The 17,137-nt window shown below is 54.7% G+C and carries 14 protein-coding genes; 10 read left to right on the forward strand and 4 right to left on the reverse strand.

The genetic code is table 11. The features are described from left to right. Positions 1-77: 77 nt before the first annotated feature. Positions 78-1,415 carry a TolC family outer membrane protein gene (locus tag OWK27_RS01110; protein ID WP_193356473.1) on the reverse strand — a complete coding sequence of 446 codons (1,338 nt, stop codon included), beginning with the start codon at positions 1,413-1,415 and terminating at the stop codon, positions 78-80. A 735-nt stretch (positions 1,416-2,150) separates the two neighbouring features. Between OWK27_RS01110 and OWK27_RS01115 the strand changes: the two genes are divergently transcribed. Together OWK27_RS01115 and OWK27_RS01120 are read left to right on the forward strand one after the other, a co-directional pair. After that, the gene (locus tag OWK27_RS01115; protein ID WP_176610377.1) at positions 2,151-2,894 is read left to right on the forward strand and encodes a DeoR/GlpR family DNA-binding transcription regulator; all 744 of its coding nucleotides are present in this window, start codon (positions 2,151-2,153) and stop codon (positions 2,892-2,894) included. Positions 2,895-2,907: 13 nt separating this feature from the next. After that, positions 2,908-3,975 carry an oxidoreductase gene (locus OWK27_RS01120; RefSeq protein ID WP_267589610.1) on the forward strand — a complete coding sequence of 356 codons (1,068 nt, stop codon included), beginning with the start codon at positions 2,908-2,910 and terminating at the stop codon, positions 3,973-3,975. A 39-nt stretch (positions 3,976-4,014) separates the two neighbouring features. On the opposite strand, the gene cybB is transcribed toward OWK27_RS01120, so the two are convergent. After that, positions 4,015-4,545 carry a cytochrome b561 gene (gene cybB / locus OWK27_RS01125; protein WP_267589611.1) on the reverse strand — a complete coding sequence of 177 codons (531 nt, stop codon included), beginning with the start codon at positions 4,543-4,545 and terminating at the stop codon, positions 4,015-4,017. Positions 4,546-4,938: 393 nt separating this feature from the next. On the opposite strand from cybB, the gene OWK27_RS01130 reads away from it, so the two are divergent. The 3 genes from OWK27_RS01130 to OWK27_RS01140 all read left to right on the forward strand — a co-directional run bounded on the left by OWK27_RS01130 (position 4,939) and on the right by OWK27_RS01140 (position 7,442). Next, the gene (locus OWK27_RS01130) at positions 4,939-5,601 is read left to right on the forward strand and encodes a DUF1120 domain-containing protein (protein WP_176610380.1); all 663 of its coding nucleotides are present in this window, start codon (positions 4,939-4,941) and stop codon (positions 5,599-5,601) included. A gap of 258 nt (positions 5,602-5,859) precedes the next feature. Next, entirely contained in the window at positions 5,860-6,522 is a 663-nt protein-coding gene (locus OWK27_RS01135; protein WP_267589612.1) for a DUF1120 domain-containing protein, read from the forward strand. Positions 6,523-6,779: 257 nt separating this feature from the next. Next, the gene (locus OWK27_RS01140; RefSeq protein ID WP_252003669.1) at positions 6,780-7,442 is read left to right on the forward strand and encodes a DUF1120 domain-containing protein; all 663 of its coding nucleotides are present in this window, start codon (positions 6,780-6,782) and stop codon (positions 7,440-7,442) included. 53 nt (positions 7,443-7,495) lie between these two features. Here the strand turns inward: OWK27_RS01140 and aldA are convergent, their stop codons facing one another. Further along, entirely contained in the window at positions 7,496-8,935 is a 1,440-nt protein-coding gene (gene aldA, locus OWK27_RS01145; protein WP_242172879.1) for an aldehyde dehydrogenase, read from the reverse strand. A 199-nt stretch (positions 8,936-9,134) separates the two neighbouring features. Next, positions 9,135-9,929 (reverse strand): YdcF family protein, encoded by a 795-nt coding sequence (locus tag OWK27_RS01150; RefSeq protein WP_267589613.1) that lies wholly within the window; start codon positions 9,927-9,929, stop codon positions 9,135-9,137. Between the two features lie 387 nt (positions 9,930-10,316). Between OWK27_RS01150 and OWK27_RS01155 the strand changes: the two genes are divergently transcribed. From OWK27_RS01155 to OWK27_RS01175, 5 genes are all read left to right on the forward strand, one after another. Continuing rightward, positions 10,317-11,639 carry an MFS transporter gene (locus tag OWK27_RS01155; protein WP_420712924.1) on the forward strand — a complete coding sequence of 441 codons (1,323 nt, stop codon included), beginning with the start codon at positions 10,317-10,319 and terminating at the stop codon, positions 11,637-11,639. A gap of 154 nt (positions 11,640-11,793) precedes the next feature. Continuing rightward, entirely contained in the window at positions 11,794-13,449 is a 1,656-nt protein-coding gene (locus OWK27_RS01160; RefSeq protein WP_148419470.1) for an MFS transporter, read from the forward strand. 19 nt (positions 13,450-13,468) lie between these two features. Then, complete coding sequence (locus OWK27_RS01165) at positions 13,469-14,551, forward strand: HlyD family secretion protein (RefSeq protein ID WP_267589614.1); 1,083 nt, start codon at positions 13,469-13,471, stop codon at positions 14,549-14,551. After that, a complete protein-coding gene (locus OWK27_RS01170) occupies positions 14,548-15,927 on the forward strand; it encodes an efflux transporter outer membrane subunit (RefSeq protein WP_267589615.1) in 1,380 nt (459 codons plus the stop codon). The genes OWK27_RS01165 and OWK27_RS01170 overlap by 4 nt, the downstream gene beginning before the upstream one ends. Before the next feature lie 364 nt (positions 15,928-16,291). After that, a complete protein-coding gene (locus tag OWK27_RS01175) occupies positions 16,292-16,957 on the forward strand; it encodes a DUF1120 domain-containing protein (protein WP_267589616.1) in 666 nt (221 codons plus the stop codon). The last annotated feature ends 180 nt before the right edge of the window (positions 16,958-17,137 follow it).

Raw genomic sequence — 17,137 nt, forward strand, 5'->3', positions numbered from 1 at the left:
AGATGGATGTAGCTATCCCTGGGAAAAAACACCCATTTTTTATCAGACCTAATTTGCGCAGGAAGGCGCGTTTTTTATTAACTCAAATCGGGTAATTTTGCGGCAGCGTTCTTCTCTATTCCGATAAGCGGCATCAGGTTATCAACGGCTGCGGCGTAATTAATTGCCGCGCTCCAGCCGTCATATTCAGCAATTATTTTGGCGGAGGTGGCCTGCCACACGTCCTGCTCCACGCTGAGCAAATCGTTAATGCTGCGCTTGCTCAGGGTATATTCGTTTTTATAGACATCCCGGGCGCGCAGCGCATTTTCCAGCTGCCGTTTTCCGGCCTCCATTCGCCCCCGAGCGCCGGTCCAGTCGGCCTGCGCAACGGAGGCTTTTTGCAGCACATCGAAACGGGCCTGATCGACCTGAGACGATGCCATCGCCCGTGCCCCTTCAGCCTGGCGCACGCGTGCCGAGACCGCGCCGCCCTGATAAAGCGGTGCGTCAATGTTGAGCTGGATCTGGTCGTCCCAGTAGGCGCGATTATCGGACTCATACCGGGTTCGGCCCCCCTTCAGGCTCAGGGTTGGCCAGTGCTGCGACTTTGCGGTTTCAACGCCGTACTGGGCTGAACGCTCCATGTTCTGCGCGGCCATCACCGCCGGAATCAGTGAATAATCAATACGATTGAGCGCGCCGGGCTCCACCGCCAGGCTTCCCGGCACCGGAGAATAGCGTTCAGCCTCAATGCCGGTTAACACCGCCAGTCTCGCGCGGGCGCTGTTCAGGGACGCGTTGTACTGCTCTACCGTCGCCTGCATCCCGGCAATGCGCGTGCGGGTCTGAAGCTCGTCAGAGGTGGAGCTTACGCCTGCGTCGGCGCGCAGCTTCGCCAGCTGTTCCACGTTTTTGAGCGCCTGCACGTTCTCTTTCGCCGCCTGCAGCAGATCGCTGTAGCGTTTGACCTCCACATAGCTGAGGGCCGTTTTTTCCGCCACCTCAGAGAGCGTGCCCATCAGCTGGTAGCGATAGCCGTCACGCTGCGCTGAAGACCGGCTGATGCTGTTGTTGGTCTTGCCAAAATCGTACACCAGCTGCGTCAGGCTCAGCCCCCAGGCGGCGGAATTGCGCAGCGAGCCGCTTGAATCGGTAGTCTGGCTATGGCCCGTGCTTCCGTTCAGGGATATTTGTGGCATCCAGCCGCTGCGCGCTTCGTCTATTTGTGCCTGACCAATTCCCAGCTGCGCGGCCTGCTGACTTACCGACGGATCGCGATCGAGCGCGAAAAGAATACTTTCCTTCAGCGTGGTTGCCGCAACGGGAGCAATACCTCCCTGAGCGCTATTTGCATTTGCCGCCGTCGCGGTCAGCGATATTACGACCAGGGAGAGGGATAATCTGAGTAACCTGTTATTGCGCATCATCGTCATAATATCTCCCCCGAATCCAGGTGGTGGCTAAATAATTACCCAAGAAGAGGTACAGATAATTCGACAAATATCTTCTCGCTCCTTCTCGAAAATTTTTAGGTAATAGAGGCCCGCACCCATTTCAAATTGAGATGAGAGCCGTTCTGCGTCTTATTACAATTAAGAATTTACTTAATTATTTATTGATTCGCAGCATAACAAAATGTGATATGAGCAACCACACCCGCAATGTTAACGCGGTGTTACAAGTAAGAAAAAAGATGGGGTTTCTGGACAAATGGCTATAAGACGCCTTTCAGATGAAACATATAAACATGCTGTAATTTAAGGAAAATTCCTAAAGTGTCGCCTGTACATTTTTGGGTTAATTTCATGCCGGTTCAGACACAAAGATTTTCAAAGAAGTGTCAGTTTAGGTAATGAGGAGGATATATTTAGATTATTTAACCACAAATACATGATTGGCTAGATAATTAGCCTACAAATCCATTTGCAATCAAATCAATACTCCATATTTACCGCCCACCCTGGTTACTTAAACCAAATTTTCAGATAAAACATGTCGATAACAACAAGCGTAAGGGTTAAAAACATGTTTTTTAAGGCTTATTAATGCATTATCAATAATAACGCCATTGAACTGCTTTGCTTAACATCAGCCTCTCGCCCATTCCTTTTCCGCCAAGATGCTGTATTATGCGATTTATTGCGACATTTTGCAGGATTCGCCGCGCTATGCATAAAACCGCCCGTCAAAAATACGTGCTTGATCTCCTTAGTGAACGAGGCCAGGCAAGCATTACCGAGCTTGCCGAAAAGTTGCAGGTTTCTGCCGACACCATCCGCCGCGACCTGACTGACCTGGAAAACCAGGGGCTGGCGCAAAAAAATCACGGCGGCGCCATCGCGCTGAATCTCTCAACGATGACCCGCCAGAGCAGAAATACCCTGCTGCCTGAAACCAAGCAGCGGCTCGGTAAACGCGTCGCGGAAAGCGTACCGGCGGGTTCAACGCTTTTTCTGGATGCGGGAAGCACGGTGCTGGCCGTTGCTTCTTTTCTTAAGGGGCCGTTGACCGTCATTACTACCTCGCTGGATATCGCCCATCACGTCAGCGACCGGGAGGATATCGAACTGATCCTCCTCGGCGGCAGGTGGGACAGGAAGCAGCGCCTGTTCGCCGGCAGCGCCACCCTCTCCCTGCTCTCGCGCTATCGGGCTGATATTGCCATTCTTGGCGCATGCGCCATTGATGCGGAGCTGGGCCTGAGCGCCAGCCAGGAAGCGGATGCGGAGGTGAAGCGCGCCATGCTGGCCGCAAGCCAGAGGCACTGGATCGTCGCCGACCATCTGAAGCTCAACCAGTGCGAACCGTATCTGGTGTCGGGGTTATCCAACATACATCAGCTGTTTTTAGATCGTCCCTGGGCCGAGCTTGGGGACCATAGCGCAGTGCAGGTCACCGTTTGCGCGCATTAACGTGGAGAAGGTCATGAGTAAAGTGAAGACAGTAAATATTGCGCTGATCGGCTATGGGTTTGTCGGTAAAACCTTTCACGCCCCGCTGATCCAGTCCGTCGACGGGCTTAAGCTGGCGGTGGTTTCTTCCCGCGATGAGGAGAAGGTAAAACGCGATCTTCCGGACGTGCAGGTGGTGGCTACGCCAGAGGAGGCGATTCAGCATCCTGATGTCGATCTGGTGGTGATTGCCTCCCCTAACGCCACCCACGCCCCGCTGGCGACGCTTGCCCTGAACGCCGGTAAACACGTGGTCGTGGATAAGCCTTTCACCCTCGACATGCAGGAAGCGCGGGACCTGATCGCGCTTGCGGACGAAAAACGGCTGCTGCTCTCCGTTTTCCATAACCGCCGCTGGGACACCGACTTTCTCGGCATTAAGCAGGTTATTGAGCAAGGCAGCATCGGCAGGGTTAAACACTTTGAGTCACACATTGACCGCTTCCGCCCGGAGGTTCGCGTCCGCTGGAGAGAGCAAAACGTTCCCGGCAGCGGCCTGTGGTTCGATTTAGGCCCGCACATGATTGACCAGGCGCTGCAGCTGTTTGGTCTGCCGCAGTCCGTACAGGGCAATATCGCCACCCTGCGCGACGGCGCGGAAATTAACGACTGGGCGCACGTGGTGCTCAATTACCCGGAACACAGGGTGGTGCTTCATTGCAGCATGCTGGTGGCCGGCGGCGTTTCGCGCTTTACCGTACACGGTGACAAAGCCAGCGTGGTGAAGGCGCGTATCGATCAGCAAGAAGCGCAGCTGCTGGCGGGCGTTATCCCGGGAAGCGAAAGCTGGGGCAAGGACAGCGACGATATGGTGCTGTTTAACGCTCAGGGTGAAGCCAGTACCCTGCGCACGCCCGACGGCGATCAGCGTCAGTACTACATTAACGTGCGCGATGCGCTGAGCGGAGAAATCGAAAATCCGGTGCGCCCGGTAGATGCGCTGGCGGTGATGGCGGTGCTGGAAGCGGCGGTTAAATCTTCTGAAACCGGCTCAACGCAGGCGCTGGAATTAACCGCGCAGGAGATTGCGCAGCTTCAGTAACTAGCAAAAAAATGCCCTGCGGTTTGCAGGGCATTTCATTTACTGGCGCTTTTTCGGCATCATGCGCAGAAGAGTATTATCCTTCCAGAAATAGTGATGCAGCAGCGCGGCAAACGCGTGCAGGCCAATCACGAAATAGCCCAGATTCGCCAGCGTGACGTGCCACGCCTTGAGCGCATCCACCAGGTCAAAATTTGACTCCGCCGCATGCGGCATCACCATGCCGAAGGCAAACCAGTCATTACCGCGGCTGTACATCATCACAAGGCCAATCAACGGCAGCGCAATAAACAGCAGATAAATCACCAGATGCCCCAGGTGAGACAGTCCCGTGACCATTGCTTTTGGCTTCGGTTGAATCGGTGGCGCGGGGAACCTGAGGCGAACCAGCAGACGCGCCACCATCAGCACCAGGATACTGATGCCGCAGGAGACATGGATCATATTGATCGTCGGACGCGCGGTGCGCGGGAAGAATCCCCTGAACTCCATGGCGCAGTAGGCGACGATGACCAGCAGAAACACCAGCCAGTGAATGCCGATTTGCAGGCTTGTATATTTTGTGCGCATGTACTTTCCCGATTAAACACAGTTACCGCGCCAACATAATCTCCTTTCCTTAAAAATTCATTAACTTTTCTGTATGTTTACCCGGTCGGTCCCCTCGCATGCGCCTCTTCAGCTGCCAGTTACATATGCATTGAAGGGTCATTGCCGTAACTAAGTGCGCTGCTGTCCGCCCAACGCGACACGCAGAAATGGCTTTTACGCTGTCATTAATTTTCTCGGCTAATATTATTCACTTAAGTTTTGTATTCACCGTTAATTATCATTAGAACTTCTAAAATCAGCTTTTAAATATAGTTGCTTTAATTTTATAAGCCATCCCAATAATATAATTGCAAGACATGCAATTACGCCTGTCACGTTAAACGCCCATCTTTATATTGTTAAGGAACAACAATGAAAAAAGTTATTTTAGCTTCATTAATCGCGCTGGCCAGCGCCTCAGCTTTCGCAGAACCAACCGCGGTATTAAAAGTACACGGCACCCTGACGAATGCTGCCTGTTCGCCTTCCATTGGCAATGGGGGGGTTATCGATTACGGTTTCATTCGTCTCGGTGATTTATCCGCAACGGAAAATAACAAAATTGGCATGAAGCAGGTTCCGGTAACCATTACCTGTACGGCGCCAACCAAAGTGGGCTTTACCATTCTTGATAACCGCGCCGACAGCAATGCGCAGCTTCCGCTGGATATTGGTGGTAACCAGAACCAGTCTGCTAAATATTATACCTACGGCGTGGGCACCACGACCGAAGGCGTTAAAATTGGTAACTACGGCATGTGGATGACGGATGTTACGGCGGATGGCAATACGGTAGATCCGGTGAGCAACAACCACGACTGGGAAGCGTCTAAGTGGCATAAAACCGGGATCCCGCGCAGCGATGCGTTTACGACCACCTCCTTTGCGGCAACCGGAACCGAGGCGCCGATTGCCATTACCACGGCTAACTTTAACTTTGTTACTAACCTGACGATCCGCGATACCGCAGCGCTGGCTATTACCGACGATACCCCTCTCGACGGTCAGGCGACGATGACGCTGGTGTACCTTTAACTACACATTGAACTATACTGGTTCAGCGCGTGGCTGAACCGGTACTTTCACCGTAATTATATTCACGCCACCAATTAAAAACGCTTCATTCATTTTCCGCATCCGCATAACTTTATTTTTTCTAAAAAGTAGATTAAATTTTAATAAATATACCAAAAAACGAATGATAAATATTATTCCCGCCGATGGGTAAGGACGCCATCGAGGCGTTCTCTTATCTGCTCCGCAAATATTACAATCACGCAAAGGAAATCAAGGATGAAAAAAGTCATTCTGGCAACAACCATCGCCCTTATTGCTTCATCAGCTTTCGCAGCAGACACTGCCATTATTAAAGTTACAGGCACGTTAACCAACGCGGCCTGCACGGCAGAACTGGGTAACGGCGGTGTTATTGATTACGGTTACATTCGCCTCGGCGAACTATCAGATACAGCCAATAATAAGCTTGGTGAAAAACAGATTCCTGTGAGCATCACCTGCACCACGCCAACCAAGGTCGGCTTCATCATGACCGATAACCGCGCCGACAGCAATGCGCAGGTCCCTGTTGATATTGCGAAAAATAAGGACGTGACTGCAAAATATTACACCTTCGGCGTAGGGTTGACGCCTGAGGGGATTAAGATTGGTAACTACGGCGTGTCGATTAGCGGCTCCACCGTAAACGGTCAAGCCGCGGATAATATTGGGCAAAACCAAGGCTGGGTTTCAACCAAGTGGGAAAAAGCCGGAATTTCTCGCAGCGATGGCATCCAGACCCTTACTTTTGCTGAAACAGGCACAACCGTTCCTATGGCCATCACGACGGCTAACTTTAACGTCGTCACCAGCCTGGCAATTCGTGATACCGCCACCCTGGCCTTAACCGACGATACCGCGCTGGATGGTCAGACCACAATGACGCTGGTGTACCTCTAATCACAGACGTTGCCTATACCGGTTCAGCGAGTGCCTGAACCGGTACTTTTACCGTAGTTATATTCACACCACCAATTAAAAAGATTTCTTAAATTTCGGGATTCTCATAACTTAATTTTTTCTACAAAGTGGATTAAATTTTAATAAATATACCAAAAAACGAATAATAAATATTATTCCCGCCGATGGGTAGGACGCCATCGCGGCGTTCTCCTATCTGCCCCGCATGTTTTAAAATCAAGCAAAGGAAATCAAGGATGAAAAAAGTCATTCTGGCCACAACCCTCGCCCTTATCACTTCATCAGCTTTCGCCGCAGACACTGCCATTATTAAAGTTGCAGGCACATTAACCAACTCGTCCTGCACGGCGGAACTGGGCAACGGCGGCGTTATTGATTACGGTTATATTCGCCTGGGTGAATTATCAGAAGGCGCGAATAACAAAATCGGTGAAAAAAAGATCCCGGTGACCATTAGCTGCACCGCGCCAACTAAAATGGGTTTCACTATCACCGACAATCGCGGCGACACTAATGCTCAACTGCCGGTTGATATCGCAGGTAATTTGAACCAGACGGCCAAATATTATACCTATGGCGTAGGTAAAACGGCTCAGGACGTGAAAATCGGTAATTACGGTATGTGGATTACGGGCGTAAGCGTAGACGGTAAGTCCGCGGACAGTATCGCGAATAACCACGACTGGCCTTCAACCAAATGGAATAAAAACGGCATTCCTCGCAGCGATGGGTATAATACCCTCGCGTTTGCCGAAACGGGCACAACTACCCCAATGGCGTTCACGACAGCGAACTTTAACTTCGTCACCAATCTGGTGATTCGGGATACCTCAACGCTGGCCATCACCGACGATACCGCACTGGATGGCCAGAACACCATGACGCTGGTTTATCTGTAAACAAATACGCGTTATTCATGCCGGGTCAGCGGGTTGCGCTGGCCCGGCTTTTTTTACGCCTGCAGGTAGACGACCTGTGTTTGCAGGTATTCATTCAGACCGTGCTTGCCGTCCGCCCCACCGATGCCGGACTTGCGCCAGCCCGCGTGGAATCCCTGCATCGCTTCAAAGTTCTCGCGGTTGATGTAGGTCTCGCCAAACTTCAGCCCCCTGATGGCCTTCATCGCCACGTTCAGATCCCGGGTATATATGGAAGACGTTAACCCATAGTCGCTGTCATTAGCCATGTTCAGCGCCTCCTCCAGCGTTTCAAATACCGCCACGGGCAGCACCGGACCGAAGGTTTCCTCGTGCATAATTGCCATCTCCTGGCGCACGTCGAGCAGCAGGGTTGGAGGATAAAAATATCCTCTTCCCTGCACAGCCTCACCGCCGAGAACGACTCTTGCTCCCTCCTGCACCGCGCGCGCCACCTTCTGCTCGACCCGCTCCAGCGCGGCGGCGTTAATCAGCGGCCCCATCGCAATATCGGTACGTTCAGCCGGATCGCCAAACTGCACGGCCTTCATCGCCTCCCCCAGGCGGTTGACAAAGCGGTCGTAAATTCCCTTCTGCACGTAAACGCGCTCTGCACAGTTACACACCTGCCCGGAGTTTATGACGCGCGAGTCTACAATGGCCTTAACGGCCAGCTCCAGATCTGCATCATCCATCACGATGGCCGGCGCTTTACCGCCGAGCTCAAGCCCCACTTTGGTGATGTTTTTCGCAGCCGCCGCCATGATTTTCTCACCCGCACCGACGCTTCCTGTCATGCTGACCAACGCCACTTTAGGATTGCCCGCCAGCTCCTGGCCGACGGTTTCGCCGCGGCCCAGCACAAGGTTAAACACGCCTTTCGGCAGGCCAATCTCATCGACGATTTTGGCGAACGCAATGGCGTTATTCGGGGTAAATTCGCTCGGCTTAATCACGATGGTGTTGCCGGTCAGCAGCGCGGGCGCAAGCTTGCGGGCAATCAGGAAGAACGGGAAGTTCCACGGCAGGATACCGGTGGTAACGCCCAGCGCGCGTTTAAAGACCAGGATGTTCTCGCCCGGGCGGTCGCTCTGGATGATTTCGCCTTCATAGCGACGCGCCCACTCGGCCATATAATCGATATAGTCAGCGGTAAAGTTAACTTCCACCGCCGCCAGCTGCTGGATTTTTCCACCTTCTGCCACAATCAGCGCCGCAATTTCATCCGCCCGTTCGCGGATCCCGGCGGAGATTTTACGCAGCCAGCCTGCCCGCTCAATGGCCGGCAGCGCCTCCCAGCCGGCCTGCGCGCGCTCAGCCGCGTCAATCGCTTTACGGGCATCTTCCGCGCCGCCGTCTGGAATGCGGGAAATGACCTCCTCGGTGGCGGGATTGATCACGTCAATCCAGGCGTCCCCCTGCCAGGCAACAAACTGTCCATCGATATACATAGGATGTTGTACGGGTACTGTCATGACCTGCTCCTGTAATTACGCTGTTTTTAACAAGTGAATGCATTGTTAAAAACTATAATTACCGGCGCAGTTGCCTACCCTGGCTGGCTGTTTTTGTGAGATATCTCATAAAAGAATCGGGTCAGCCGGTCATGAAAAGTCACAAACCAGCAACATAAGGTGCCCGTTTGCGTAAAAGATGGCGCAAACGGGCAGAACGTTACAGCAGCGAGCGGCTGACCAGCGCGTCGGTGAGGATCGCGTCATTGCGCAAAGTTTGCCACGCGTCCTCTACCTCTGCCGGGATGTCGACATGATTAATAAAGTCGCGCCCCGCCGGGCCGTAGCCGTTAACGTCGTCCCGCAGGCGCGGAAGCTCTCCCAGCACCAGCGACAGATAGCGCTCGACAGGCCACAGCCCTTCGCCCGAACCAACAAACGCCAGACCGTCGTCGCTGTTTTTCAGGACCGGCGTGAGGCCTGGGTGGCTTAACCACGCGGGCGAAACCGGTTCATCACGGAAAGCGCGGGCAAAGGTGGCCATCGTGCGCCGCTGCATGGTCGGGTCCTGTACCACCAGTATCCGCGCGTCGTTAAGGCCTCGATGCCTGATAAGCTCCCGGCTAAAGCGGGCATTCTCGCCGCAGTTGGTAGACTGATCTTCAATAACAATGTTTTCAGCCGGAATGTTCCAGAACTCACGCGCGATATCGGCCAGGATGGCAGCTTCCGGGCGGCCGGTGGTGGGCAGCCGGTTATAGCGAGGATGTTTCGCAATCGCGGCGTACAGGAAAGTGGTTGAGTGCCCGATGCCGCCGCTGACGATCAGGGGAGCACGCTGTTCAGCCGCGATTTTACAGGCAGCATCAATCGCGGGGATCACCGCGTTACCCGCCAGAATCACCAGATCAGCGGGCTGGCTGGCCTGATAGTCATCCTGCGCCAGCCACTTCCCGACGGTATTGACGGCGTTGAGCGTCGAGCCGGGCAGACAGGGAAAAAGTGCCAGTGTCATCGTTACCTCCTTACAGCATGAATAACCAGAGTACCGTATGCATCCTGGCTGAAAAGGAGATCACTCTGAAAGCCGAAACGCCCTACAGCCTGCATTTTTGTCATTATTTTGAAATAACAAGAAACATCCAAAAACATTCAGGTTGCACCTCTTCTTTATGCTTTTAATTATCGACCACACCAACGATCGTGCCACGTTATTGCACTGCAGAAGCACCCGCCGCTGCTTATTTCACCGTGATCTGACCAGCATGAACCCGCGCCCGCTTGCCAAAAGCAACATCCAACCCTAAGTTGCTTAACAATTTGACAACCTTTTACCCTTACAGGTTGCACCTGAAGCGCGCCGGGTGACACCTCCCTTATCATCTATGTGGCGGAGCGTTGAATGATGACACACCATGAGAGTACAGCTGCGGTTTTACGTAAAAATAAAAAGGTTTTAATCGCCAGTCTTACGGGAAGTTCTATTGAATGGTTTGACTATTTCCTCTACGGCACGGCTGCTGCGCTGGTATTTAACAAGATTTTCTTTCCGATGGTCGACCCGGTTATAGGACTGATCCTGTCGTATCTCTCATTCTCGTTGACCTTCTTTATCCGCCCTGTCGGGGGTGTCCTTTTTGCCCACATCGGGGATCGTATCGGGCGTAAAAAAACGCTGGTGCTCACCCTTTCACTGATGGGAGGTGCAACCGTTACGATCGGTCTGCTGCCTACCTACGACACGATCGGCATGTGGGCGCCCGCCCTGCTCATCCTGATGCGCATTATCCAGGGAATGGGTATTGGTGGTGAATGGGGCGGCGCGCTGCTGCTGGCATACGAATATGCGCCGGAGAAACGCAAAGGCTTCTTCGGCAGTATTCCACAGGCGGGCGTAACCATTGGTATGCTGATGGCGACCTTTATCGTCTCGCTGATGACGCTGTTCAGCGAAGAAGATTTTCTCTCCTGGGGCTGGCGCATTCCCTTCCTGCTCAGCTCCGTGCTGGTCTTGTTAGGGCTGTGGATCCGCAAAGATATCGACGAAACGCCAGATTTTCAGAAGGTGAAAAAATCCGGTCAGGTGGCAAAAACACCGCTGCGCGACACGGTAAAACAACACTGGCGGGAAGTGCTGATTGCCGCCGGTTTGAAGGTGGTGGAAACGGCCCCGTTTTATATTTTCTCCACCTTCGTCGTGAGCTATGCCACCACCACGCTCGCCTATCAGAAGTCGCAGGCGCTGGAAGCCGTGACGCTCGGCGCGCTGGTAGCGACCATCATGATCCCCCTGATGGGCCTGCTCTCCGATAAAATCGGACGCCAGCGCATGTACGCGGTCAGCGTTTTTGTGCTCGGCCTGTTTATCGTTCCATGGTTTATGCTGCTGAATACCGGCACCACTTTGGGCATCGTGCTCGCCACCGTTATCGCCTTCGGCGTGCTGTGGGCGCCGGTAACGGCAGTTCTCGGCACGCTCTGTTCGGAGATTTTCAGCGCTAACGTCCGCTACACCGGCATCACGCTGGGCTATCAGCTAGGTGCAGCCCTCGCGGGGGGAACCGCACCGCTGATTGCCACCGGCCTGCTGGCGAAATATGACGGCGACTGGGTGCCGGTGGCATGGTATCTGGGCGTGACGGTCGCGATTTCGCTGATCGCCATTTTCTTTGCCAGCCGCCTGAAGAGCCCCCCTTCCATTCAGGCGCAGCCTGAAAAGCAGTAAACGTTAGGCGGCTCCGTTTGCGGGCCGCTTTTCATTATCCCCGCCCGCAGAATTTGATAAATTCATCATAATCATATTCACTTGAATTATTATTTGCGTCAGCTTTAGAATCATTAGCCCGCTCACCATTCATTTTTCAAAGGTAACCCCCGTTATGCGCCTGCCCGAACGCGACCCTTATGCTCCTCGCGAGTGGCAGCCACATGAGAAACCCGCCCTGCTGGGTTCGCCTTCCACGCCGGAACACAGCACGCCCAAACGGATTGCCTATGGCGTCGTAGGCCTGCTGGTGTGCCTGACGGGAGCCCTGGGCAATGCGCTGGTCACCGCCAACCTGCAAAATTTGCAGGGTACGTTTGGCGCCTGGTCTACGGAGATAGCCTGGCTGCCGGCGGTCTACGTGATGACCAACATCTCCATTAACCTGCTGCTGGTGAAGTTCCGCCAGCAGTACGGTCTGCGCGCCTTTACGGAAGGTTTTCTGGTGCTGTACGTGCTGGTGACGTTCTTCCACCTGTTCGTGAACGACCTTAGCTCCGCGCTTATGGTCCGCGCCGCGCACGGGATGGTGGCCGCCGCGCTGAGCTCGCTCGGCATTTATTACCAAATCCAGGCCTGGCCCGCGAAGCACCGGCTAAAGGCGCTGACCATCGGCATCACCGGTTCTTCTCTCGCCATCCCTCTGGCGCGCCTTTTTTCGACCGAGCTACTACAGCTGGACGAGTGGCGCGGGCTCTATTTCTTTGAACTGGGTCTGGCGCTGATCTCCCTGGCCTGCGTGATAGCCCTGAAGCTGCCCCCCGGCGACCGCCGTAAGGTATTTGAGAAAAAAGATTTTATTACCTTCTTCTTAATGGCCCCCGGAATGGCCCTGCTCTGCGCGGTGCTCTCTTTGGGACGGCTCGACTGGTGGTTTGAAGCGCCGTGGATCGGCTGGGCGCTGGCGCTCTCGCTGGTGCTGATCGTCTCCGCCATCACGTTTGAGCATAACCGCAGTAACCCGCTGCTGAACACCCGCTGGCTGTCCAGCGGCAGCATCGTGCGCCTGGGGCTGATTATGCTGCTGATCCGCATCGTGCTGGCGGAACAGAACACCGGCGTCATCGGCTGGCTGCAGTACGTGGGCCTGCAAAACGAGCAGATGACGCATCTGGCGTGGGCTATCTTCGCCGGGATCGTCTGCGGTATCGTCACCAGTTGCCTGACGATTAAGCCCACCAGGCTGGCCTGGCCGATTATAACGTCCCTGGTGCTGATGATTGTCGCCTCGCTGCTGGACAGCCAGTCCAACAACCTGACCCGCCCGGACCAGCTGATCCTCAGCCAGTTCCTGCTGGGCTTCGGCAGCGCCTTCTTCCTCGCCCCGGCCATGCTGGCCGCCATCGGCGGTGTGATTGCCGATCCGCGTAACCTGGTCAGCTTCTCGGTAATGTTCGGCATGAGCCAGAACCTCGGGGGCCTGCTGGGTTCCGCTATTCTCGGCACCTTCCAGACCTGGCGCGAAAAGTACCACTCCAGCCTGCTGGCCGACCAGCTCACCACCCTCAACCCGCTGGTGAACGAACGTATTCAGCTTTACACCCAGATGTACAAAAGCCTGATTGGTGACAGCGCTCTGCTGGGCACCCAGGCCATTACCCAGCTTCAGACGGTGACCGCCCTTGAGGCAAATATTCTGGCTTACAACGATACTTATCTACTGACGGCGAGCATTGCTACTGCCACGCTGGTCTGGATTTTATGGCGCTTGCTGCGCCTGCGCATCACCGCCCGTATGGCCCTTAAGCACGCCACTGGCAATAAGCAATGATTATTTTTCAGGAGAAGTTATGAGTCAGCAGGACGCCGCCAAAGAGCAGGCTAACACCCGCAAAAACGTGCGCGTGGTTTCCGTTTTCACCGCCGCCGCCATCGGTATAGTCGGGGTACTGGCGATCCTGTACGCGTGGCAGCTGCCGCCGTTCACCCGCCACGTGCAGTTTACCGATAACGCCTACGTGCGCGGCCAGACGACGTTTATCAGCCCGCAGGTGAATGGCTATATCACCGAGGTACGCGTGCAGGATTTCGCGCAGGTTAAAAAAGGCGAGCTGCTGCTGCAAATTGATGACCGCATCTATCGCCAGCGCGTGCATCAGGCCGAAGCGCAGCTGGCAATGAAGGTTGCGGCGCTGAATAACAACCTGCAACAGCGTAAAAGCGCGGAAGCGGCGATCGTCAGTAACGAGGCGGCGCTGAAAAACGCCCGCGCGCAGAGCCTGAAAAACCAGGCGGATTTAAAGCGCGTTAAGGAACTGACCGCGGACGGCTCCCTCTCCATTCGCGAGCGCGATGCGGCGCTGGCGAGTGCCGCGCAGGGCAGCGCCAACATCGACCAGGCGAAAGCAACGCTTGAGATGTCGCGTCAGGATTTGCAGACGGTAATCGTGAACCGCGCTGCGCTGGAAGCGGATGTTGAAAACGCCAAAGCCGCGCTGGAGCTGGCGCAGATTGACCTGCAAAATACCCGCATCGTCGCGCCGCGGGACGGCCAGCTTGGGCAGATCGCGGTGCGCCTGGGGGCGTACGTGACCGCCGGAACCCATCTCACCACCCTGGTTCCCGCGCAGCACTGGGTTATTGCCAATATTAAGGAGACGCAGCTTGCGGAGCTGCGCGTCGGTCAGCCGGTTAAATTCACCGTCGATGCGCTCAACAACAAAGCCTATCAGGGCCGCGTGGAGAGCATTTCCCCGGCAACGGGCGTCGAGTTCAGCGCCATTACCCCGGATAACGCTACCGGGAATTTCGTCAAAATCGCCCAGCGTATTCCGGTGCGCATTGAGGTGCTCGGCGAACCGGAGGATTACCGGCTGCTGCGTCCGGGCATGTCGGTGCAGGTGACCATTGACACGCGGGAGGCGAAACCATGACGCTTCGCCCGATAGCTGGCCTGCTGATGATGGTTATGCTGGCGGGTTGCCAGTCGGTAGACGTTGAGCCAGCCACATCGTCACTGCACATTCCTGAGCAGTGGCGCGCCGCGTCGGGGCCGAACAGCCCGGCGGAGCAGCTCTGGTGGCGGAATTTCCACGACAACAATCTGAACCGCTACGTGGAGCGGGCGCTCAGGAACAACAGCGACGTGCTCATTGCCCGCGAGCGGATTAACGAATACCAGGCGCGGGTGTACGCTGCCGACGGCAGCCTGTTTCCCTCCCTGGATGCGGGCCTCTCGGGCACGCGCGCCCGGTCGCAGTCCGCCGCGACGGGGCTTCCGGTATACGGCGCGTTGTACAAAGGCAGCCTGACCGCCAGCTACGACGTTGATATCTGGGGCGTAAACCGCAGCACCGCCAGCGCCGCCGAAGCGTCGCTGGAGGCGCAAAAGGCGGCCGCCGCGGCTGCGGATCTAACCGTTGCGTCATCGGTGGCCTCCGGGTATGTCACCCTGCTGTCGCTGGATGAACAGCTGCGCGTTACCCGCTCCACCCTGAAGTCCCGGGAGGAAGCCTTTAACCTTGCCAGGCGGCAGTTCGAAACGGGCTACAGCTCGCGCCTGGAGCTGATGCAGTCCGACTCCGAGCTGCGCGCTACCCGGGCGCAGGTTCCGCTTCTCCAGCACCAGATTGCGCAGCAGGAAAACGCGCTTAGCCTGCTGCTGGGCAGCAACCCGGGCGAGGTGGCGCGTAGCGAGAGCTTCAGCACGCTCACCCCGCTCAGGCTGCCTTCACAGCTGCCGTCGGCGCTGCTTAACCGACGTCCTGATATCGTTCAGGCCGAGCGCCAGCTGGTCGCGGCCGATGCGACGCTTGCCGCGTCACGCGCCAGCCTGCTGCCGTCGATCAACCTGACGGCAACCGGATCGGTTCAGGATCGCACCCTTTCAGGGCTGCTGGACAATCCGCTCCAGCTCTGGAGCGTGGGCGGCAGCGTTCTCGCCCCGCTGCTGAACCGCCAGGCGCTGAACGCGCAGGTGGATATTTCCCAGTCGCAGCGTAACCAGGCGCTGTACGGCTACGAGAAAATCGTTCGCAACGCTTTTGCGGAGGTGAACAACAGCCTTGACGCCATTACGCGCTATCAGGAACAGCTGGCCGAACTGCTGGCCCAGCAGGAGGTGGCGCAGGAGACGCTGCGCATTGCGCAAAACCGCTATCGCAACGGGTACTCGTCCTATCTGGACGTGCTGGACGCACAGCGCACGCTGTTCTCGGTGCAAACAAACGTGGTGCAGGTGAAAAATAACCTGCTGCTGGCGCAGATTGATTTGTATAAAGCGCTGGGCGGCGGCTGGATCAATGCCTGAAGACATGCCCGGTGGCGCTACGCTTGCCGGGCCAACATTTCGCCCCCGGCGATACGGGTGCTGCACAACTCGTATCCAGGAACTGCCAGCATCGTGTATCGCGATCGGCGACATTTTATCGAGGCCCTATTATGGCAATGGGGTTAACGTTATAATATCTTTGTTATTTCAGCACGTAAATTTCCAACTAATAATCCCGCCAAATATTTCAACCTACAAAACAATTTATTAATTTTAATAAATAAATTCAGAAACCCTAAATATACACACAGGCACAATATTATTATTATGCATTAGAGATGAAATAATTCGCGAATATTCATCTCATCCTCATTATCACATTTATGTAAAGGAATTATCAGGGATGAAAAAAATCATTCTTACCACTATTTTATCATTAAGTATTACATCGGCTTTCGCAGCTGAAACCGCTGTTCTGAAAGTTACAGGTACGTTAACCAACTCTTCTTGTACGGTTGAACTGGGTAACGGCGGCGTGTTTGATTATGGCGCTATTCACCTGGGTGAGTTATCCGCAACAGAAAGCAACGTCATTGGTGAAAAACAACTTCCTGCGACCATTCACTGCTCCGCGCCAACCAAAGTGGGATTCACCCTTACCGATAACCGTAGCGACAGCAATGCCGGATTGACGGTGCCGGTGGGTACTACAGGGGGTAGCACCTCTGCTAAGTATAAAACCTATGGTGTGGGAACGACCACTAACGGTGTTAAAATTGGTTCTTACGCGATGTGGACGACGGATCCTACTGTCGATGGAAATTCCGTTGACGGAATTGCACACAATCTGGACTGGCCTGATGGCAAATGGACAGCAGCTTCCGGTCCGCGTAGTGATGCTTTCAGTATCCTCACCTTTGCGGAAAAAGGCACTACCACTCCAATGCCTATCACAACAGCTTCATTTAACTTCGTGACCAATCTGGTAATTAGCGATACCGCAACGCTGGCTATTACAGACGATACCGCTCTGGATGGTCAGACCACCATGACGCTGGTTTATCTGTAAAAATTTATTTAATCGCAAAAGGGACTCCATCGGAGTCCCTTTTGCGATTTATAGTTTTATGTGCGTGGCCCCATGCCGTTTACTTCAGGTTGCCCGTAATGGCCGACACATCTTGCAGAGGCATTCCTCTGCCTGTGGGGCTGAGGAATCTCCTGTATTTTTTTATACTGATGCAATAAT

It is taken from the genome of Enterobacter cloacae complex sp. 2022EL-00788 (assembly GCF_026627565.1).
Lineage (GTDB): Bacteria > Pseudomonadota > Gammaproteobacteria > Enterobacterales > Enterobacteriaceae > Enterobacter > Enterobacter pasteurii.